At 68.7% G+C, this 21,376-nt stretch carries 11 protein-coding genes (1 of these 11 running past the window's edge); 4 read left to right on the forward strand and 7 right to left on the reverse strand.

The features are described from left to right. A protein-coding gene (locus tag ROP_RS30575) for a non-ribosomal peptide synthase/polyketide synthase (RefSeq protein WP_015889890.1) crosses the window boundary here: on the forward strand, positions 1 to 10,563 show its end. Its footprint begins 23,181 nt before the window's first position; 10,563 of the gene's 33,744 nt are visible here — the last part of the coding sequence; its start codon lies off the left edge, out of view; it ends in the stop codon at positions 10,561 to 10,563. 52 nt (positions 10,564 to 10,615) lie between these two features. On the opposite strand, the gene ROP_RS30580 is transcribed toward ROP_RS30575, so the two are convergent. Further along, a complete protein-coding gene (locus tag ROP_RS30580; RefSeq protein WP_015889891.1) occupies positions 10,616 to 11,551 on the reverse strand; it encodes an RNA polymerase sigma-70 factor in 936 nt (311 codons plus the stop codon). A gap of 151 nt (positions 11,552 to 11,702) precedes the next feature. Here ROP_RS30580 and ROP_RS30585 point away from each other — a divergent pair, with 151 nt between their 5' ends. Continuing rightward, on the forward strand, positions 11,703 to 12,188 hold the full coding sequence (locus ROP_RS30585) for a carboxymuconolactone decarboxylase family protein (RefSeq protein ID WP_015889892.1): 486 nt from the start codon (positions 11,703 to 11,705) through the stop codon (positions 12,186 to 12,188). A gap of 21 nt (positions 12,189 to 12,209) precedes the next feature. On the opposite strand, the gene ROP_RS30590 is transcribed toward ROP_RS30585, so the two are convergent. Genes ROP_RS30590 through ROP_RS30605 form a run of 4 tightly spaced genes read right to left on the reverse strand, consistent with a single transcriptional unit; the run spans position 12,210 to position 16,604 of the window. Continuing rightward, positions 12,210 to 13,169, reverse strand: a complete 960-nt coding sequence (locus ROP_RS30590) for an AurF N-oxygenase family protein (protein ID WP_015889893.1) — start codon at positions 13,167 to 13,169, stop codon at positions 12,210 to 12,212. Continuing rightward, positions 13,166 to 14,086, reverse strand: coding sequence for a prephenate dehydrogenase/arogenate dehydrogenase family protein (locus tag ROP_RS30595; protein WP_015889894.1), 921 nt, complete (start codon positions 14,084 to 14,086; stop codon positions 13,166 to 13,168). Before ROP_RS30595 ends, ROP_RS30590 begins: the two co-directional genes overlap by 4 nt. After that, positions 14,083 to 16,155, reverse strand: coding sequence for an aminodeoxychorismate synthase component I (pabB, locus tag ROP_RS30600; protein ID WP_015889895.1), 2,073 nt, complete (start codon positions 16,153 to 16,155; stop codon positions 14,083 to 14,085). The genes ROP_RS30595 and pabB overlap by 4 nt, the downstream gene beginning before the upstream one ends. Continuing rightward, entirely contained in the window at positions 16,155 to 16,604 is a 450-nt protein-coding gene (locus tag ROP_RS30605; RefSeq protein WP_015889896.1) for a chorismate mutase family protein, read from the reverse strand. The genes pabB and ROP_RS30605 overlap by 1 nt, the downstream gene beginning before the upstream one ends. A 230-nt stretch (positions 16,605 to 16,834) precedes the next feature. Here ROP_RS30605 and ROP_RS30610 point away from each other — a divergent pair, with 230 nt between their 5' ends. Beyond that, entirely contained in the window at positions 16,835 to 17,770 is a 936-nt protein-coding gene (locus ROP_RS30610) for an esterase/lipase family protein (protein WP_015889897.1), read from the forward strand. Positions 17,771 to 17,798: 28 nt separating this feature from the next. On the opposite strand, the gene ROP_RS30615 is transcribed toward ROP_RS30610, so the two are convergent. Continuing rightward, positions 17,799 to 18,494, reverse strand: a complete 696-nt coding sequence (locus ROP_RS30615) for a GntR family transcriptional regulator (protein WP_015889898.1) — start codon at positions 18,492 to 18,494, stop codon at positions 17,799 to 17,801. Between the two features lie 47 nt (positions 18,495 to 18,541). Continuing rightward, positions 18,542 to 19,684: an acyl-CoA dehydrogenase family protein gene (locus ROP_RS30620; protein ID WP_015889899.1), complete on the reverse strand. Its 1,143-nt coding sequence runs from the start codon at positions 19,682 to 19,684 to the stop codon at positions 18,542 to 18,544. Between the two features lie 159 nt (positions 19,685 to 19,843). On the opposite strand from ROP_RS30620, the gene ROP_RS30625 reads away from it, so the two are divergent. Continuing rightward, entirely contained in the window at positions 19,844 to 21,376 is a 1,533-nt protein-coding gene (locus ROP_RS30625; protein ID WP_015889900.1) for an aldehyde dehydrogenase family protein, read from the forward strand.

The raw sequence follows: 21,376 nt of genomic DNA on the forward strand, positions 1-21,376 counted from the left end.
CACGGTGCGATCGCGAACCAGTTGCGCTGGAAGCAGGCGGAATACCCGCTCACCGCCGACGACTCGGTGCTGCTCAAGACGGCGGCCACGTTCGACCTGTCGGTGTGGGAGTTCTGGTGGGCGCTGACCGCGGGTGCGCGGCTCGTCGTCGCCACCCCGGACGGCCACCGCGACCCGTCGTACCTCGCCGGACTCGTTGCGGAGCAGCAGGTCTCGACGGTGCACTTCGTGCCCTCGCTGCTGTCCGCGTTCGTCGCGGTGGCGGAGCCGGCCCAGCTGGTGTCGTTGCGGCGGGTGCTGTGCATCGGTGAGGCCCTGCCCGCCGACACGGTGCTCCGATTCCGCGACATCTGCGACGCCGAGATCTTCAACCTGTACGGCCCCACCGAGGCCGCCGTCAGCGTCACCCACTACCGGTGCCGCGACGAACGCGACGGTTCGGTCCCGATCGGCAGGCCCGAATGGAACACGCAGACCTACGTTCTCGATTCGCGTCTGCACCCCGTTCCCGCCGGCGTCACAGGTGAGCTCTATCTCGCGGGCGAGCAGTTGGCGCGTGGGTACTTCGGGCGCCACGACCTCACCGCGGAACGTTTCGTCGCCAGCCCGTTCGGTGTGGCCGGGGCCCGGATGTACCGCACCGGCGACCTGGTGCGGTGGAACCGCGACGGCGACCTCGACTACGTCGGCCGCAGCGACTTCCAGGTCAAGGTCCGCGGTTTCCGCATCGAACTCGGCGAGATCGAGCGTGCCCTCGTGGCGCACCCGGCGGTGGCGCAGGCCGTCGTCGTGGTGCACCACGACCGGCACACCGGCGACCGGCTCGTCGGTTATGTCGTGCCGGAACCGGGCGATTCCGTCGACGATGCCGACGTCCTCGCGTTCGCGGGTAAGTCGGTACCCGGCTACATGGTGCCGTCCGCGCTGATCGCGCTCGACGAGTTGCCGTTGAACATCAACGGCAAGCTCGATCGCAAGGCGCTTCCCGAGCCCGAGTTCGGCGGCGCCGCGGACCATTACCGTGCTCCTCGGACCCCGGTGGAGGAGATCGTGGCGGGTGTCTTCGCGGACGTCCTCGGTCACGAGCGGGTCAGCGCCGACACGAGCTTCTTCGACCTCGGCGGCAACTCCCTCGTCGCGACCCGCGTGGTCGCCCGGATCAACGCGGCCCTCGACACGTCGATCGGGGTGCGCGAGCTGTTCGAGGCGCCGACGGTGATCGCGTTGTCGGCCCGCGCCGAGCAGTCCGATTCGGCGGGCGCGAACCGGCCGGCACTCGTGCCGCAGCCGCGTCCCACCCGGATTCCGCTGTCCCCGGCGCAGTCCCGCATGTGGTTCATCAACCAGTTCGACACCGCGTCGGCGGCCTACAACATCCCGCTGGCGATCCGGCTGACCGGTCGTCTCGACGTCGCCGCGCTGGGGCAGGCGCTCGGCGACGTCGTCGAGCGGCACGAGACGCTGCGCACGACCTACCCGGACACCGGTGACGGACCGGGCCAGGTCGTGCTGCCTGCCCGGAGCGTCCGTGCACTGGACGTCGAGGACGTGGCCGACGAGTCTGCGCTGCGCGAACGCGTGATCTCCCTCGTCACCGCCGGATTCGACGTCGCGCAGGCCGTTCCGGTCCGCGCCCGCCTCCTGCGCATCGACGCCGAACAGCACGTGCTGGTCATTGTCGTCCACCACATCTCGTCCGACGGTGCCTCGACGGCGCCGCTGGCACGCGACGTGGTGATCGCCTACAGCGCCCGCGCCGCAGGCTCGGAACCCGCCTGGGCTCCGCTCGACGTCCAGTACGCGGACTTCTCGCTGTGGCAGCACGAGCTGCTCGGTGACGAGAACGCCCCGGATTCGCTGGCCACCAAGCAGATCGACTACTGGCGGACCACGCTGAGCGGTCTGCCGGACGTGCTGCCGTTGCCGACGGACCGGCCGCGACCGCCCGCACAGTCGATGCGCGGCGCCAATTTCGACTTCGAGATCGACGCGGAACTCCGCGACCGGCTCGGGGCGCTGGCCCGCGAACACAACGCGTCGCTGTTCATGGTTGCGCACGCGGCGCTGTCGGTGCTGCTCGCGCGGCTGAGCGCCACGGACGACATCGCGGTGGGCACCGCGATCGAGGGCCGCGGCGAGGCCGCACTCGACGACCTGGTCGGCATGTTCGTCAACACGCTGGTGTTGCGCGCGCACGTCGACGTCGAATCCACGTTCGCCGACCTCCTCGCACAGGTGCGTCAGCACGACCTCGGCGCGTTCACCCACACCGACGTGCCGTTCGAGCGGCTCGTCGAGATCCTGCAACCGGAACGCTCGACCGCGTTCTCGCCGCTGTTCCAGGTGGCTCTCGCGTTCCAGAACATCGAGCAGGCGCACCTCGAACTGCCGGGACTGACGGTCGAGGGGCTCGACGGCGGCATCAACGCCGCGAAGTTCGATCTGCAGCTCACGCTCGCCGACGCGGCAGGCGTGGACGGGGACGCACCGATGCGCGGCGTGTTCACCTACGCGACGGATCTGTTCGACGAGCGCACCATCGCGTCGTTCGCGTTCCGATTCCAGCGCATCCTCGAGGCGATCACCACCGACGCGTCCGTGCTGATCGGCGACATCGACGTCCTCAGCGAGAACGAGCACGCCGTGCTCGCACCGGTGCGCGGCGCGGACACCGCCGCCCCGGAGATGCTGCCCCGCATCCTCGGCGCTGCTGCGGCGGTGAACCCGGACGCCGTCGCAGTGGTGTGCGGCGACGAGCAGGTCACCTACCGCGAACTCGACGAGCGCTCGAACCGTCTCGCCCGCGTTCTCATCGGCAGGGGTATCGGGGCCGACGACTTCGTGGCGCTCGCGCTGACCCGCTCCGTCGAATCGATCCTGTCCATCTGGGCGGTCGCGAAGACCGGGGCGGCGTTCGTCCCGGTCGATCCGAGCTACCCGTTCGACCGGATCATGCACATGGTCACGGACTCCCGCGTGGAAATCGGTCTTACCACCGGCGCCCACGTCGGCGAACTCCCGGACACCGTGCGCTGGCTCGTGCTCGGTGGCGACGAGATGGACGACGCGTGCGCGTCCGTGTCGAACGACGCCGTCACCGACGCGGATCGCATCCGTCCGACCCGGGTCGACGACGCGGCGTACGTGATCTACACGTCGGGATCGACGGGTCTGCCCAAGGGCGTCGTCGTCACCCACACGGGCCTGGCGAACGTCACGACCGAGCAGGTCGAGCGCCTCCGGCTCACCCCGCAGTCGCGGGTGCTGCACTTCGCCTCGCCCAGCTTCGATGCATCGGTCTTCGAGTTGCTGCATGCCGTGGCCGCCGCGTCGACGATGGTCATCGCGTCCGGTGTCGTCTACGGCGGCGACGAACTGGCGCGGTTGCTGAAGAAGCAGAAGGTCACGCACGCGTTCATCACACCCGCCGCGCTCACCACGGTGGACCCAGCCGGGTTGGAACGCGTCGAGGTGCTGTCGGTGGCCGGCGAGGCCTGCCCGCCGGAGCTCATGCAGAAGTGGGCACCGGGCCGGCGCATGTTCAACCTGTACGGCCCGTCCGAGGCGACGATCTGGAGCACGTCGAGCAACCCGATGCGGGCGGATCGGCCCGTCACCATCGGCGGTCCCACCCGGGGCGTCGACGTGGTCGTTCTCGACTCCCGGCTCACGCCTGTCCCGGTGGGTGTCGCGGGTGAGCTGTACGTCGCGGGTCCGAGCGTGGCCCGCGGCTACCACAACCGGTTCGCCCTGACGGCGGAGCGGTTCGTCGCCAACCCGTTCGGCGGTCCCGGTGAGCGGCTCTACCGCACCGGCGACGTCGTCCGCTGGGTGCACGACGACGAGACGGGCGACCTCGTCCTCGACTACGTCGGCCGTTCCGACTTCCAGGTGAAGGTCCGCGGATTCCGCATCGAACTCGGTGAGATCGACGCCGAACTCGGCAGGCACCCGAGCGTCGACTTCGCGGTCACACTCGGCCATCACCGTGAGCAGACCGGGCAGACCGTGCTCGTGTCGTACGTGATGCCCGCAGCGGGCGCGTCGATCGACGTCGCCGAGCTGTCGGCATTCGTCTCCGAGACCCTGCCCGGGTACATGGTGCCGTCGTCGATCATGGCCATCGACTCGGTTCCGCTGACACCCGCGGGCAAGCTCGACCGCAAGGCGCTACCCGAGCCGCAGTTCGTGTCCGTCGCCAGTGAGTACACCGCGCCGTCGACGCCGATGGAGAAGGCCATCGCCGACGTCTTCGCGCAGGTTCTCGGCGTCGACCGGGTGGGCGTCGACGACTCGTTCTTCGCTCTGGGCGGCGACAGCATCGTGTCCATCCAGCTGACGACCCGGGCGAAGAACGCCGGAGTGCTGTTCACCGCGCGAGACGTCTTCGAACGCAAGACCGTGGCGGCGCTGGCCGACGTGGCCGCCTGGGCCACCGAGGTCGACTCGGTGAAGCTCGAGGAGTTGCCGGGCGGCGGCGTCGGAACGATGCCGCTCACCCCGATCGCGCACTGGCTGGTGGAGACGGCCGGGACCTTCGAGAAGTTCTCGCAGGCCGTTCTGCTGACCACTCCGCCCGCCGTCACGCGAGATCAGCTGGCGGACACGGTGGACGCGATCCTGGCGCGCCACGATATCCTCCGCTCCCGGCTCACACGGGTCGGGGACGACTGGTCGTTCGAATCGCTGTCCGTTCGACGCGCGTTCGACGCGGACGAGCTGATCGAGCAGATCGAGTTCACCGACAAGCCGGGCACCGACGAGTTCGAGCGGCTGGCCCGTGCGGCTCTCGATCGTGCCGCGGACCGGCTCGATCCGGCGGCGGGCCGGATGACGCAGTTCGTGTGGTTCGCTCCCGCGGAGTCGTTGCCGGGCCAGAGCGGGCGCCTGCTCGTGCTCGCGCACCACCTCGTCGTCGACGGGGTGTCCTGGCGAGTGCTGTTGCCGGACTTCGCGACCGCGGGTTCGCAGATCATGGCGGGAGCGCCTGCGCAGCTCGAACCGGTCGGATCCTCCGTCCGGGCGTGGGCGCACGGACTCGCGGAGGAGGCGAAGTCCCCGCACCGCGTGGCGGAACTCGACTTCTGGCGCGGGATGCTCGCGGGAACAGATCCGCTGATCGGACGGCGCGCGTTCGATCCGGAACGCGACGTGATCGCCCGCACCGACCGACTGAGCATGACGTTCTCGACGCAGGTGACGCAGGCGCTGCTGACCACGATCCCGCAGTCCGTGAACGGCGGCGTCAACGACGGCCTGCTCGCGGCGCTCGCTCTCGCGGTGTCGCGCTGGCGCGAACTCCGCGGCGGGACGACGGATCGTTCGGTGCTGATCAACCTGGAGGGACACGGCCGGGAAGAGTCGACCGTTCCCGGTGCCGACCTCGCCCGCACGGTGGGCTGGTTCACGAGCCTGTACCCGGTGCGACTGGACGTCTCGCGGGCCGATCTCGCCGACGCGTTCGACGGCGGCGCCTCGGCAGGCTCTGCGTTGAAGGCAGTCAAGGAACAGTTGCTGGCCGTGCCCGACAAGGGCATCGGCTACGGCCTGCTGCGCTACCTCAACGACGAGACGGCTCCGGCTCTGGCGTCGCTGCCGACTCCGCAGATCGGGTTCAACTACCTCGGCCGGGCGGGTTCGGTGGATCTGCCCGCCGAGATCCGGGACCTCGGCTGGATTCCGGACAGCGACTCGGGTGAGTTCGGCGGCGCCATGGACGACGAGATGGTGGCGCCTGCGGTGCTCAGCATCAACGCGGTGACGTCCGAGACGGCCTCCGGCCCCCAGATCGAGGCCAAGATCGCGTTCGCCACCGAGATTCTCGACGAGGCGGACGTGTGGGAGTTCGCGGAGCTGTGGCACGCCGCGGCGACCGCGCTCGCCGAGCACGCGTCCGGGCCGGACAGCGGCGGTCTCACGCCGTCCGACGTCCCCCTCGTGACCGTGACGCAGGACGACCTCGAGACGCTCGAACGGCGTTACCCCGCCGCCACCGACGTGTGGCCGCTCGCTCCGCTGCAGTCCGGAATGTTCTTCCATTCCGTTCTCGCCGAGGACGCGGTGGACGTCTACACCGCTCAGGTGGTGCTCGACTTCCGGGGCGTCGTCGACACCGGCCGCCTCCGCGGCGCGGCGGAGGCGTTGATCGCCCGGCACGCGAACCTGCGCACCGCGTTCGTCCCCGACGATTCGGGGACCGCGGTCCAGGTGGTCGTCGATCGCGTCGAACTGCCGTGGGAAGAGCTCGACCTGTCGGCGCTGTCCGAGGCCGACCGCGAGGAGCGGATCAGTTCCGTTCTGAGCGAACACCGTTCGGCGCGGTTCGACATGGGGCGTCCGCCTCTCATGCGGTTCCTGCTGATCCGCACGGGGGAGAGCAGCTACCGGTTCTCCATCAGCAACCACCACATCCTGCTCGACGGATGGTCGATGCCGCTGCTGATGAAGGATCTGCTGGTGCTGTACGCGACCCGCGGGGACGGCTCGGTGCTGCCGCGTGTCCGTGGATACCGTGACTTCCTCACGTGGCTGTCCGAACGCGACGCCAACGCCTCGCGCAGCGCCTGGGCGCACGCTCTGGCCGGGCTGGACGGGCCGACCGTCCTGGCCCCGGCCCCGGGCGGCGAGGGCCGACCCGAGCCCGCCGAGTTCGCACTGCATCTCGGCGAGGTGGTGAGCGAGAACCTGGCGCGCATCGCGCGGGATCGCGGCCTGACGATGAACACCATCGTCCAGGCGGCGTGGGGTCTGCTGCTGGCCCGGATGACCGCGTCCGACGACGTCGTCTTCGGCGCCACCGTGTCGGGTCGCCCCCCGGAGGTCGCGGGCATCGAGTCGATGGTGGGTCTGTTCATCAACACCATCCCGATCCGGGTGCGTGTCGACCCCCGCGAGTCGATCCTCGGGTTGCTCGAACGACTGCAGGCGGAACAGTCCGCTCTGTTCGACCACCACCACATCGGTCTCCCCGAGATCCAGCAGATCGCAGGAATCGGCGGGCTGTTCGACACGTTGACGGTGTTCGAGTCGTACCCCGTGGACCGGGCCGGGCTCACCGAGGACAGCGACATCGACGGCCTCCGGGTCGCCGGCGTGCAGATCAGCGACGCCTCGCACTACCCGCTGAGCCTGCTGGCGCAGTCGGACAGCGAACTGCAGTTGGTCCTGAAGTACCTTCCGGACGTGTTCGGCGCCGAGACCGTCGAACGTCTCGGGTCCCGGCTGAACCGGATCCTGCAGACCATCGCGGCCGGAAGCTCCACTCTGGTGGGCGATCTGGACCTGCTCGCGCCGGACGAGCGCGACCTCGTGCTGTCCGGATGGAACGATTCCAGCCGCGATGTCGCGGAAGAATCCGTGGTGTCGATGTTCGGTGCCCAGGTTGCGCGCACACCCGACAGGACCGCCGTGGTGGCGGACCACGTGCGACTCACCTACGCCGAGTTCGACGCACGGGTCAACCGCCTGGCGCGGCACCTGATCGCGATGGGTGTGGGACCGGACACCGTGGTGGGTATCGCGATGCGGCGCTCACTCGACATGCTGACCAGCCTCTACGCCGTCCACGCGGCGGGCGGCGCGTACGTGCCGATCGACCCCGAGCACCCCGCCGACCGGACGTCGTACGTGGTGGACAGCGCCACGCCGACCTGCGTGCTGAGTTCGGCCGACGACATCGCGAACCTGGACGTGGACGTGCCGGTGTACCTGGTCGAGGACTTCGACCTGTCCGGGTACGGCGACGGTCCGGTCGAGGACACCGAGCGGCTCGGCGAGCTGCGCCCGCACAACCTGGCGTACGCGCTGTACACGTCGGGTTCGACGGGACGTCCGAAGGGTGTGGCGATTCCGCACTCCGCGCTGGCCAACCAGCTGGCGTGGATGCGCGACGTCTACGGCATCGACGCGCAGGACGTGGTGCTGCAGAAGACGCCGTTCACGTTCGACGCCTCCGTGTGGGAGCTGTTCCTGCCGCTGGTGGTCGGCGGCACCCTCGTGATCGCCTCACCGGACGGTCATCGCGATCCCGAGTACATGGCCGCGACGGTCGACACGGAATCGGTGACGGTGATCCAGTTCGTCCCGTCCGTGCTCACCATGTTCCTCGACGCCGTGACCGCCGACGGGTGCGGTTCGCTGCGGCTCGTGTTCGCGGGTGGTGAGCCGTTGCCGCAGTCGGCTGCCGAGAGGGTCGCGGGTCTCGGCTCGGCGGAGCTGGTGAACCTGTACGGCCCGACCGAGGTGACCATCAACTCGACGGCCCACGTGGTGGAGTTGTCGGGGACGGCGACGATCGCACCGATCGGTTCGCCGGCCTGGAACACGCGGGCCTACGTGCTCGACGCCCACCTGAACCCGGCGCCGATCGGCGTGCCCGGCGAGCTGTACCTCGACGGCGCGCAACTCGCTCGCGGCTACGTCAACAGTGCCGCGCTGAGCGCGGAACGATTCGTCGCGAACCCGTTCGGCGATCCGGGTGTGCGGATGTACCGCACCGGTGACCTCGTCCGGTGGAACGAGGGCGGTGTCCTCGAGTTCGTGGGCCGCACCGACTTCCAGGTGAAGGTGCGCGGACTGCGTATCGAGCTCGGCGAGGTCGAGGAGGCCTTCGTCCGGCACGGGGACGTGGCGCAGGCAGCCGTGATCGTGCACAACAGCGAGGTGGGGGCACGGCTCGTCGCCTACGTCGTGCCGAGGCCCGACTCCGCCATCGACCAGGCGGCGCTGAACGCGTTCGTCGCGGAATCGTTGCCCGAGTACATGATCCCGGATTCCGTGATGGTTCTCGCCGAACTTCCGCTGGGCACCAGCGGCAAGCTCGACCGGCGCGCGCTTCCGGTGCCGGACTTCGCGTCGGCGGCCGAGTTCCGCCCGCCGCGCACCGACACCGAACGGGCGCTCGCGTCCGTGTTCGGGGAGCTGCTCGGCCGGGAGAGCATCGGAATCGACGACTCGTTCTTCGAACTCGGCGGCGACAGCATCGTGTCCATCCAGTTGGTGGCGCGGGCGCGTGCGGCCGGTATCCACTTCACCGCGCGAGATGTGTTCGAGCGGCGAACCGTTGCCGAACTGGCAGCAGTGGCCGATTCGGGCGAGTCCGCCGCGGCGGCACTGGCCGAGTACGACGGTGGCGGCGTCGGAACCGTGCCGCTCACCCCGGTCGCCCGCAAGATGGTCGAGCGCGGTGGCGACTTCGATCGATTCGTCATGCCCTTGTTGCTGACCCTGCCCGCCGGGATCGACCGCGAGCAGGTGCTCGCGACGATCAGCGCGGTGGTCGACCAGCACGACGTGCTGCGGTCGACGCTGGTCACGGGCGGTGCCGAGGACGCACTCGAGATCGCACCCGCGGGCAGCGTCGATCTCGACGCCACCGTGCAGCGGGTGGAGATCGCGGCCGGCGCGGAGCCCGGTTCGCCGGAGTTCGACGCGGTGGCGGGTGCGGCCTTCGACGCAGCGCTGGATCGCCTCGATCCGCGCACCGGGTCGATGCTCCAGTTCGTGTGGTTCGACCCGGCCGAGGCGGATCGGCGGGGACGGCTCCTCGTCGTGCCGCACCACCTCGTCATCGACTCCGTGTCGTGGCGGATCCTGGTGCCGGACTTCGCGACCGCGGGCGCCCAGATCGCCGCGGGCACGACGCCGTCACTCGAGCCGGTCGGAACCTCGCTGCGGCGATGGACCGACGGTCTGCTCGAGGCGGCAGCGACACCGGAGCGGGTGGCCGAACTCGCGGTGTGGGAACGGATGCTGACCGGACCGGACCCGCTGCTCGGCTCGCGTGAGCTGGACCTGAGCGCCGACCTGGTCAGCACGCTGGAACGGGCACGGGTGGACGTGCCCGCACCGGTCACCGAGGCGCTGCTCGACGGCACCCCGGGTGCCCTCGACGGTGAGATCGGCGACGTCCTCGCGGCGGCCCTCGCGCTCGCGGTGGCGTCGTGGCGTCGTGACCGCGGAGTCGAGGCGTCGTCGACGGTGGTCACGCTCGAGGGTCACGGACGTGAAGAGTCCGCGGTGCCGGGTGCGGATCTGTCACGGACCGTCGGCTGGTTCACCACTATGTACCCGGCCCGTCTCGATCTGACCGGGATCGACATCGCGGATGCGATGAGCGGCGGCGCGGGCGCGGCGGACGCGGTGCGCGCGGTGCGGGATCAGCTCAGCGCGATCCCGGACCGGGGAATCGGGTACGGGCTGCTGCGGTACCTCAACCCCGACACGCCGGCGGTGATGAGGAAGTGGTCGGAACCGCAGATCGTGTTCAACTACATCGGACGCGTCAGCGCCGCCGAGGTTCCCGAGGCGGTCCGCGGACTCGACTGGCTGCCCGACTTCGAGTCACCCGTCACGGGCGGGTTCGAAAAGAGCGCGATGCCCGCCCAGGCCGTTCTCGACATCCAGTCGGTGATCTCGGAAACCACTGAGGGCCTGCAGCTGTCGGCGTTCATGTCGTTCCCTCCCGGCATCCTCTCGGCGCCGGACGTGGACCGGTTCGGGGAGTTCTGGGTGGCGGCGCTCACCGCGCTCGTGGCGCAAGCGGAGGAGCGGTCGGGGCGCTGACCTCCGAGCGACCGTGGTGGGGAGGCTCCGCGCCTTCCCACCACGGTCGGCCTCAGCGGCTCACCGAGGTTTCCCGCTCGACCCGCGACAGTTTCTCGGGGTTGCGCACGATGTAGAGCCCGGTGATCATGCCGTCGTCGATCCGTACCGCCACGACGTCGTCGATCTCCCCGTCAAGCCGGACGATCAGCGCGGGGGAGCCGTTCATCTGCACGGATTCGACCGACACCTCGCCGCCGATCCGGGGCAGGCCGGCCGCCAGCAAGCGGCCCACCTTGTCGGCCCCGACGATGGGTCGCGGCACGGCCTGCTTGACTCCGCCGCCGTCGCCGAGGAGGACGACGTCCGGTGCGAGCTGATCGAGCAGACTCTGCAGGTCGCCTGTCTCGAGCGCCCGTTTGAACGCGTCGAGCGCATCGCGGGACTCGGCCGGAGTGACGACGCCCCGCGGTCGGCGCGCCGCGACGTGGGCCCGGGCGCGGTGCGCGATCTGGCGGACGGCGTCGGTGCTCTTGTCGACGGCGGCCGCGATCTCCCCGTACTCCAGATCGAACACCTCACGCAGCACGAACACCGCCCGCTCGGTCGGTGCGAGCGTCTCCAGTACCAGCATCATCGCCATCGAGACGCTGTCGGCCAACTCGACGTCCTCGGCCACATCGGGCGCGGTCAGCAACGGCTCGGGCAGCCAGGGTCCGACGTAGGACTCCCTGCGCCTGCCGAGCGTGCGCAGCCGGACCAGGGCCTGGCGGGTGGTGATCCGGACCAGGTACGCCCGCTGATTTCGCACCGTGCCCAGATCGACGCCCGCCCACCGCAGCCACGTCTCCTGCAGGATGTCCTCCGCATCGGCGGCCGAACCGAGCATCTCGTAGGCGACGGTGAACAGGAGATTGCGGTGGGTGACGAAGGCGTCGGTGGCGGGATCGGAACGGGCATCCGTGCTTCCGCTGTGATCGCCCGGAGTGGTCTGGGACGTGCCGGCCATGGGTGGCTCCTGTTCGTTCTCGACGGTGTCACACACCAGACACCGCCACCCGCCGATTTGTGACAACCGGAGCGGCTGTCACAGAAACCGGGTGGCCGGCATCTCATGTTCGTTCAGTGCAGCACACGCCACCACGAGTGAGGACGAAGTCATGGACGCCCGATTCAATCTGTTCGCCAACGAGATCGCCATGAAGTTCGGCAAGCGGTTCGCAGGCGCCGCCCTGGCGATCGACCAGTCGCCGCTGCCGAAGGCAACCCGGACGCTGGTCGAAATCCGGGCCAGCCAGATCAACGGTTGCGGCTTCTGCACCGATATGCATACCAAGGATGCCGCGGCCGCCGGCGAGACCCCGGTTCGCCTCAACCTCGTCGCCGCCTGGCGCGAGGCCACCGTGTTCACCGAGGCGGAGCGCGCCGCGCTCGCTCTCGCCGAGGAGGGGACCCGGCTCGCCGACGCTCACCACGGCGTGTCCGACGACACCTGGGACCAGGTGTGCAAACACTACGACGAGGACCAGATCGCCGCCCTGGTCTGCCTGGTTGCCCTGATCAACGCCGCCAACCGGATCAATGTGATCGTGCGCAACCCGGCGGGTACCTACGAGCCCGGCATGTTCGCCAGCATGACGAGCTGATCGGCAGGGGCGGGTGCGGAGTCAGGCCCACTCGTAGGACATCTCGCCCGCGACCCCGAGGTGCTTGCACAGTTTGTGGATGCCACCGAAATCCTGAACCAGCGCGGATCGGCGGGTGTCGTGTTCGGCGTCGTCGATCATCGCCCGACCGCCATCGAGGCCCAGGATGTCGACAATGGTGTGCCACGTCGAGTAGTCGTTGCTGCTGAATGCGGTCATCGCGTCGACGAGCCCGTCGAGGAAGAGCCGGCGGTCGCCGGGGTTCAGGGTGTCGTAGACGACACCCGCGATGTCGTCGGCGATCGAGGCGTGACAGTACTCGTCGCGATTGTGCAGCCGGACCGTCGCCCGGTTGACCGGCTGGACGGCGTCGTTCTCCGAGATCAGGTCGAGGTAGGAGCTGATCGAGATCTCCGCCACCGTCATGAAGGCGAACGTCGTGATCGCCCTCTGCCTCGGGTCGGCGGCCTCGGCCGTCGCTGCGCGTTGGCGGCGCAACGTCAGGACGTCGGGCAGGGCATTGTCGGGCATCGCCCATCCCCGCCGGCGGCGCGTGACCGCGCTCGCGTTCAGATGCATGAGCGTGTGGTACTGCTCGTCCACCATCGCCTGGTGGACGGCCACGGCGAACGTGTCCCCGAGCCCGGTGTCCAGGGCGTCGTGCGCGACGAGGTCGAACCCGGGGTTGACCACGTACTGCTCGATGTCCATCACGTTCTTGTTGAACGCGATCCAGGCCCACGCTCGCAGCTGGTTCCGTTGCTCCTCGCCCATGTGGAGGAACCGGTCGTGATCGGCGAACGGCAGCAACTCGTTCGGGTAGTCCTGCTTGCCGAGGTCGAACAGTGCGTCGAGGTCCGGTTCCGGCTTCTTCACGGTCGCCCGCTGTCCCCAGTTGCGGGCGAGCCGCGTCACGACGGCACTCTCCACCGGATCGGACGGGTCGTACTCCGGGAGCGAGGGAATGTTCTGGGTCGTCATGACGTATCTCCGTTCCGCGGCTGCCGGTGAACGAGATCGGTGAACAGGTCGGCGCACAGCCGGGCGAGGGGTTCGCTCCGGTCGCCGAGGGGCGAGGTCGCGCGGGACATGAGCGCGGCGAAATCGTCCTCCGAGCCCTGCTCGACGGTGTTAGTGAGAGTGGCGAGCGCGGCGGCGAGCGCGCGGCGGGCGTCGCCGGCGTAGGGATTGCCGGCCTGGATGTCCCGGTAGACCTCGGGGACGCCGCCGCCGACCCGCGCGAGGAGTGCGAGCGAGACGAGATGCGGAGGGGTGCCCACTGCGGTGAGTTCGGCGCCGTCGACACCGAGTTCCGCGAGGGCGAGACCGAAGGCGAGGACGCCCGCGTGTGTCAGTGCCTGGGTCGCTGCCGTGAGCCGGTCGTGGTGTCCGGCGTCCAGGCGAACCACAGAGGAGCCCCAGCCGGACAGCGTCGAGAGGAACCACTCGACCCCGCCGCCGTCCCGGTAGGTCACGGCCGCGACGGGCCGGCCTTCCGGTCCGAGGGACGGCGCGAACATCGGGTTGATGCCCACCGCGCCGCCCCGCAGTGCGCTCTCCCTCAGGGCCGCATCGAATCGGGACTTCACGGACAGCGTGTCGACCAGCAGGGCGTGGTCGCGCAGTTCGGCGACGACGAACGGAATCGACTCCAGCGCGACGCTTTCCGGTATCGCCAGGATCACCACATCGGCGGCCCGCACCACCGCCCGCAGCTCCGGCGACGGGTCGGTGACGTCGCCCTTCATCTGATCGGCGTCGGACCGGTCGGTGAACCGGATGTCGATGGTGCGCACCGCGTTTCCGCCGGAGCGGAGGCGGGTGGCGAGCATCCGGCCGACATCGCCCGAACCGCCGATCAGCGCGACGGTCCGGGTGGATGCGGCCGGGACGTTCACTGCCCGATCTCGTTCGGCCGGTCTGCCGTCACCGACAGCGCTCGCACCATGGTGGCCGCCTTGACCATTGCCTCGTCGAACTCCTCCTCCGGGTCCGACAGCGCAGTGATCGCACCGCCGATGCCGAACGTCACCTCGCTGTCGGTGGCGACGATCGTGCGGATGACGATGGACAGGTCGGCCGTCCCCGTCAGGGAGAAGTAGCCGATCGAACCGGAGTACACGCCGCGCGGTCCGGCCTCGAGCCGGTCGATGATCTCCATGGTCCGGATCTTCGGGGCGCCCGTCATCGATCCACCGGGGAAGGCGGCACGGACGCACTCGACGACGGAGGCGTCGGCGCTGAGGGTTCCGCGCACGGTCGACACGAGTTGATGCACGGCGGCGTACGTTTCGACATCGAACAGCTTCGGAACGTGTACCGAGCCGGGAACGCACACCCGGGCCAGATCGTTCCGCGTCAGATCGACGATCATCAGGTTCTCGGCGCGATCCTTCTCGCTGTCGAGCAGGTCCTGCCGCAGCGCCGCATCCTTGGCCGGGGTGGCGCCGCGCGGACGGGTCCCCTTGATGGGTTTGGACTCCACCACCCGGTCCGCGCCGATCCTCAGGAACCGTTCGGGGGAGGCACTGAGAACGGACAGCCCGGCGAACTGGAGGTACGCGCTGTACGGGGTGGGGCTGATGGAGCGCAGCAGTTCGAACGTGTGCAGGGGATCGATCGACTGGTCGACGGTCGCCATGTTGGTGAGGCACACCTCGTAGGACTCGCCGGTCCGGATCTCGCCGAGCGAGGACGCGATGTGGTCGAGGTACTTGTCGTGGTCGTGGCGCAGAGCCAGTTCGGCGGATTCCGGCTTCCGGATCGGCGGCACCGCGGTCGGCGGCTGGTCCGGCTCGGCCAGCCGGTGCAGCGCTGCCTCCATCTCGTCGAGCCAGCGCCGCAATTCCGGATCGTCCGGGTGATCGCTCAGGCACAGCGCGTAGGTGCGCTCGTTCGAATGGTCGATGACCACGGCGCGGTCCGCGAACACCAGTGCGGCGTCCGGGGTGGGCGACTTGTGTGCAGCCGCTCCGCCGGTTTCGGCCTTCAGCTCGTAGCCGAGGTAGCCCACGTAGCCGAGGCCGAACGGCACACCCGGCAGCCCGGGTACGGACCGTGCCTGCAGTTGCCGTTCGAGGTAGTCGAAGAATGGTGCGTGCACCTGTTCGACCGGCAATCCCTCGCGCGTGATCCGGACGATCGCCTCGCTGACGTCGTACGTGATGTACTCGGCGCGAGGACCGGAACAGTTGCCCATGATCGTGAAACGCGAGGTCGGTTCGGACGCCGACGTCCCGTCGAGCCAGAACGCGTTGGGACCGGACGCGAACAGATCCTCGAACGTGGTGCGGGGGTCGACTTCGTGGTCGACGCGCACCTGCTGGACCACGTACGGCGCGTGGGGGATCGGGATTCTGAGTAGGGAGCCGTGTGTGGGTGTCCCGGAATGCGTCTGCGTGAGGTCGCGGAAGTTCGCGAGCAGTTCGTGGCCGAAGGCGGTGCTGATCGATTCGGGGTGGAACTGGACGCCCCACAGCGGGCGAGTGCGGTGCCGCACACCCATCAGGAGTCCGTCGGCCGTCCAGGCGGTGGCCTCGAGGTCGTCGGGGAGATCCTCGACGATCAGCGAGTGGTAGCGGACCGTCGGGAACGGTGACGGAATGCCGGTGAAGAGTTCGGATCCGTCGTGGTCGACGAGGGACACGCGGCCGTGCATCGGTTCGGGCGCGAGCACCACCTTGCCCCCGAACAGCTGGCACAACCCCTGGTGGCCGAGGCAGACGCCGAGCACGGGGAGTTCGGTCTCCCTGATGATGCGTGCGCTGATCCCGAAGTCGCGTTTCCGGTCCGGCCGGCCGGGGCCGGGGGAGATGACGATGTTGTCGAAGTCGGACCAGGGGATCGAACCCCACTCCACATCGTTGTGCACGACCGTGGGCGGTTCGCCGTTCACCTCGGCCAGCAGGGTGAACAGGTTGTAGGTGAAGGAGTCGTAGTTGTCGACCAGCAGCGTCCGGGTACTCATCACGACTCGACATTCGCAGACGGCACGGAACTGTGGCGAACCTGGTGGTTGCCGGCGTGGCTGTGGCTGCCGTTGTGGTTGCCGTTGTGGCGAGGGCCCTCGTCGCCGGCCTCCGCGTTGATCACGAGGTCCTCGAGCCGGCACGTCTCGGCGATGAGGAGGTCGTAGAGCGAATCGAAGAACTCCGGGGAGAGGGAATGGCTGTCGGCGTACCGGCGTGCCCGTTCGTGGACGATGTGGATCCGACCCGGCTGCATCATGGCGATGTGCTCGCGGCGCTTCAGTTCGCCGATCCGCAGGCACACTTCCAAACGCTGCCGGACCGTCTCGAGCAGGGTCGCGTCGACGGCGTCGAGTTCCGCGCGCAGACCCTCGAGTGCGTGCTGCGCCGAGGCGTCAGAATGCTCTCCGGAATCGTCGCCGTTCCGCTGTTCTACGGAGAAGTACATAGTCGCCCCACTCACTCGATCGGCAGTAGCTTTCTCATCCCGACTATCGTGTGTCGTTGGTGGTTCGTTTCCATGAGCCTTCCGGATGGCCGGGAGGGCCGTGGTCGATCGGCCGAAAACGAACCAGGTGGGTCATCACCCCCGGAGTCTCGATCTCAGGTTGAGACTTTGGTGGACGGTTGGCTAACGTAACCTGAAGTCTATTTCCGCAAACTCAGGATACGAGGAATATGCGTATATCGTCGGCCACTAGGGCTCTGTTGTGCGTGCTGGCAGGCATCGTGATGCTGTGCAGTGCGGCACCGGCGGCAGCGGATCCCGTGGAAGCGGAACCCGCGCCCGTGGTCGATCCGTCCGCGCTGCCGGGAGCGAACGACTGGAGCTGTAAGCCGTCCGCGGCGCATCCTCGTCCCGTCGTGCTGGTGCACGGCACCTGGACCGGCATGGTGGGGACGTGGAAGGACCTCGCTCCGGCGCTGAGCGCGGAAGGGTACTGCGTCTTCGCCCTCAACTACGGCCAGGCCGCCGGTCTGACCAAGGGCAACATGATGCGCATGTTCGGCGGCGCCGACATCGAGGAGTCCGCTCGGCAGCTCGCCGGGTTCGTCGAGCTGGTCCGCACGGCCACCGGTGCTCCGCAGGTCGACATGATCGGGCATTCGCTCGGCGGCACGGTGTCCCGCCAGTACCTGCGATTCGAAGGCGGCGCCGACCGGGCGAACCCCGCGCTGAACAAGGTGCACTCGCTCGTCACGCTCGGCGCTACCAACCACGGCACCAGCTTCGGGGACGTCCAGTCGCTCGGCGCGATCGCGCAGGCACTGGGTGTGCCGGTCACGACGCTCGCCGGTGTCGCGGTCGGGCCGTCGTACATCCAGCAGATGGTGGGCTCGCCCTTCCTGCGGCTCCTGAACGCGGCAGGCGACACCGACCCGGGCATCGACTACACGGTGGTCGCCAGTCGCAGCGACACCGTGTCGACCCCGCCGGAGAACACGTTCCTGACGGCCGGCCCGTGGGCGACCGTGCACAACATCTGGCTTCAGGACGGCTGCGACACCAACACCGCGGAACACGATCAGCTGACCACCGATCCGCGGGCTGTGTACATCATTCAGCGGGCGCTGGACCCCGCCTACGGAGACCGCAACTCCGCGCCGTGCTGACCCGGCGCGGGGGATCGGCCGGCGCCGGTCAATCCCAGATGCCGACCTCGTCCAGATGCGCGACCAGTCGCTGGGCGCCGTCGATGAAGTGGGCCTTGTTCTCGGCGCCGACCACGTCGGCCTTCCCGTCGGCGAGCGCGGCGATGAGCCGGCGGTGGCTCTCGACCGCCGACTCGCCCCAGGCCGGATCGGACGAGTAGAACTGCACCGGCGTGTACCGGGTGGCGCTGAGCAGGAACCACGACAGCTTGCTCGCGTCGGCGAGATGATTGATCACGCGGTGGAACGAGAACTCGAGATCCTCGATGCGGTCGGCCTCGCCGTCCTCGACGGCCCGCCGCAGCTTCTCGTTGATCGCGGTCAGCTCCTCCACGGCCTCCGGGGTGACGGACCTCGTCGCGCGGACCGCGAGTTCCTCGGCGATCTGACCCTGCAGCCAGAAGAGGTCGTGGATGTCGTCCCGGCTGAGCGGGGCGACCACGTATCCGCGGTGGGGAACCAGTTCGACGAGCCCCTCGCCGCGCAGGGTCAGGAGCGCCTCACGAACGGGTGTGACGCTGACCCCGAGGTCCGCCGCCGTCTCGTCGAGCCGGATGAAGTCACCCGGGCGAACGCCCCCGGACATGATCAGGTTGCGGACGTGCACGGCGACGTCGTCCGACAACTGGGGTCGGCGGCGGAGCGTGCGGCCCGCGGGGGATCGTGACACGGAGGGCGATGCCATGGAGAACTCCTTCGATGCGGCAAACCAGCATAAACCGCAGTGGATGTTTACAAGCCGTAGGTCTTGCCGATGATGTCCCGCTGAATCTCGTTGGTACCGCCGTAGATGCTCGAGACGATGGTGGAGCGGACGTGCTTCTCCATGTCGAACTCGGTGGCGTAGCCGTACCCGCCCATCATCTGCATTCCCTCGAGCGCGACCTTCTTCGCCGTCTCCGTGACCTTCAGCTTGGCCATCGACGCTTCACGGGCCAGCATCTTGCCGGGGTTCGCGTCGACGTCCTTGGCGACGCTGTACACGAGCAGTTTGCAGCATTCGATCTCCGTCGCGAGATCGGCGATGCGGTGTCGCAGCGCCTGGAACGATCCGACGGGTCGCCCGAACTGCTTGCGCTGGGTGACGAAATCGAGGGTGTCGGCGAACGCGCGCTGCGCCGTGCCGAGCATCATGGCGGCGAGGATGAGGCGTTCGAAGTTCAGTCCGGTCATCAGCTGGCGCCAGCCGTTGCCGACCTCGCCCACCACCGCGTCCTCGGGTAGGACGCAGTCGGTGAAGTAGAGGTCGTTGACCTCCTTGCCGCCCATCGTGTCGATGCCGCTGATCTTCAGTCCGGTGGTATCCGCGGGAACGTGGAACATCGTGAGGCCTTCGTGTTTGCCGTCGCCGCGCCCGGTGCGGGCCACGAGCAGGATGTTGTCGCAGAAGTGCGCGTTGGAGCACCACGTCTTCTGGCCGTTGATCACCCAGCCGTCGGCGGTCTTCTCGGCGCGGGTGCTGAGGTTGCCGACGTCGGAACCGGCCTCCGGCTCGGACATCGAGATGGACTGCGACCGGCCTGCCACGATGCCGCGCAGCACGACATCCTTCTGCGCGTCGGTTCCGAACTTCGCGTAGGCGCCGCCCGTGATCAGGGTGGGCCCGATCCCGCCGATGGGTGCCATGCCCTTGGCGGCTTCCTCGAGCAGGATGCACATGTCGACGTGGCTCGCTGCGGAGCCGTCGTACTCCTCGGGGATGGTGATGCCCAGCCAGCCCAGCTTCGCCATCTTCTCGTAGAGGTCCTGATTGTGGTTGTGCTCGCCGTGATTCGTCAGCCTGTCGCGTTGCTCGCGGGTGCCGCTCTCGCGCTTGCAGAAATCGGCGATCGCCGCCGCGAAGTCCTTCTGTTCACTGGTGAATTCGACGCTCATGTCCGGGGAACTCCTCGTGGGTGATTCCGGCCGGCGAACGGGCCGGCCGGGGGTGACTGTGTGGGGCTTGCCGCGATGGGGTCGGCCGCATACTGTGATGTCCACTACATTACATCACATCACATATATTTGATGTGATCTCGAGGGAGGATATCGACCATGCCCCAGCAGGCGGAGACGACCGAGCCGACGGCAGGCGCGCAGCCCGTGGCCCCGACGGAGCCGGCGCCGAAGACGTTCGCGTCCGTGGACCCGCGCGACGGCACGGTGCTGGCCGAGTACCCGATCCAGGGGGAGCGGGAGGTGCGCGCCGCCGTCGACGCGGCCCGATCGGCCGCGCAGTGGTGGAACGCTCTCGGCTTCGACGGCCGCAAGCAGTGGCTCCTCGACTGGAAGAAGTCGATCGCACGGGACGGCGAGCAACTCGCCGCCCTCGTCGCCGCCGAGACCGGCAAGCCGTACGACGACGCGCTTCTCGAGGTGATGCTCGCGATCGAGCATCTCGACTGGGCCGCGAAGAACGCGGGCAAGGTCCTGAAGCGGCGCAAGGTGCCCTCCGGTCTGGTCAGTGCGAACCAGGCCAGCAGTGTCGGGTACGAGCCGATGGGTGTGGTCGGCGTGATCGGGCCGTGGAACTATCCGGTCTACACGCCGATGGGCTCCATCTCCTACGCGCTCGCCGCGGGCAACACCGTCGTCTTCAAGCCCAGTGAACTGACCCCCGGGGTCGCGGTGTGGCTCGCCGGCAAGTGGGCGGCGCTCATTCCCAATCAGCCTGTCCTGCAGGTGGTCACCGGAGACGGATCGACGGGTTCCGCGCTCGTCTCCGCCGGCGTCGACAAGATCGCCTTCACCGGGTCCGCCGCCACCGGCAAACGCGTCATGGCCGCCTGCGCCGACACGCTCACCCCGCTGGTCGTCGAGGCGGGCGGCAAGGACGCGATGCTCGTCGACGCCGACGCGAACCTGGACGAGGCGGCCGGTTTCGCCGTGTTCGGGGCGATGGGCAACGCCGGACAGACGTGCGCGGGCGTCGAGCGCATCTACGTCGTCGACTCCGTCTACGACGAGTTCGTCCGGCTGGTCGCGGAGAAGTCGAAGGTCCTGCGCCCGGGTCCGCGGAACGCGGCGTACGGCCCCATGACGATGACAAGCCAGTCCGACGTGGTCCGCAGCCACGTCCAGGACGCGCTCGACAAGGGCGGATCCGCGGTGGTCGGCGGACTCGACTCCATCGCGGACGGGTACGTCGGACCCATCGTGCTGACCGGCGTTCCCGAGGACAGCACCGCGATCCGCGAGGAGACGTTCGGCCCCACCGTGGTCGTCAACAAGGTCGCGAGCCTCGACGAGGCGGTCACGCGGGCCAACGGCACCACGTTCGGTCTCGGCGCGTCCATCTTCACCAAGGACGCGACCAAGGCGATGCAGGCTGCCGAGAAGCTCAGGGCCGGCGTCGTGACGATCGGCTCGGTGCTCGGATTCGCCGGTGTCGCGGCGTTGCCGTTCGGCGGTGTCGGGGACTCGGGCTTCGGCCGCATACACGGAGCGGACGGGCTGCGGGAGTTCAGCCGGGTCAAGTCCATCGCCCGGCAGAAGTTCGCGGCGCCACTGAATCTGCTGACCATGCAGCGCAAGTCGCGGGACATGAAGATTTCCGCCTGGATGCTGAAGAACCGACACGGACGCTGA

Source organism: Rhodococcus opacus B4 (genome assembly GCF_000010805.1).
GTDB lineage: Bacteria > Actinomycetota > Actinomycetes > Mycobacteriales > Mycobacteriaceae > Rhodococcus_F > Rhodococcus_F opacus_C.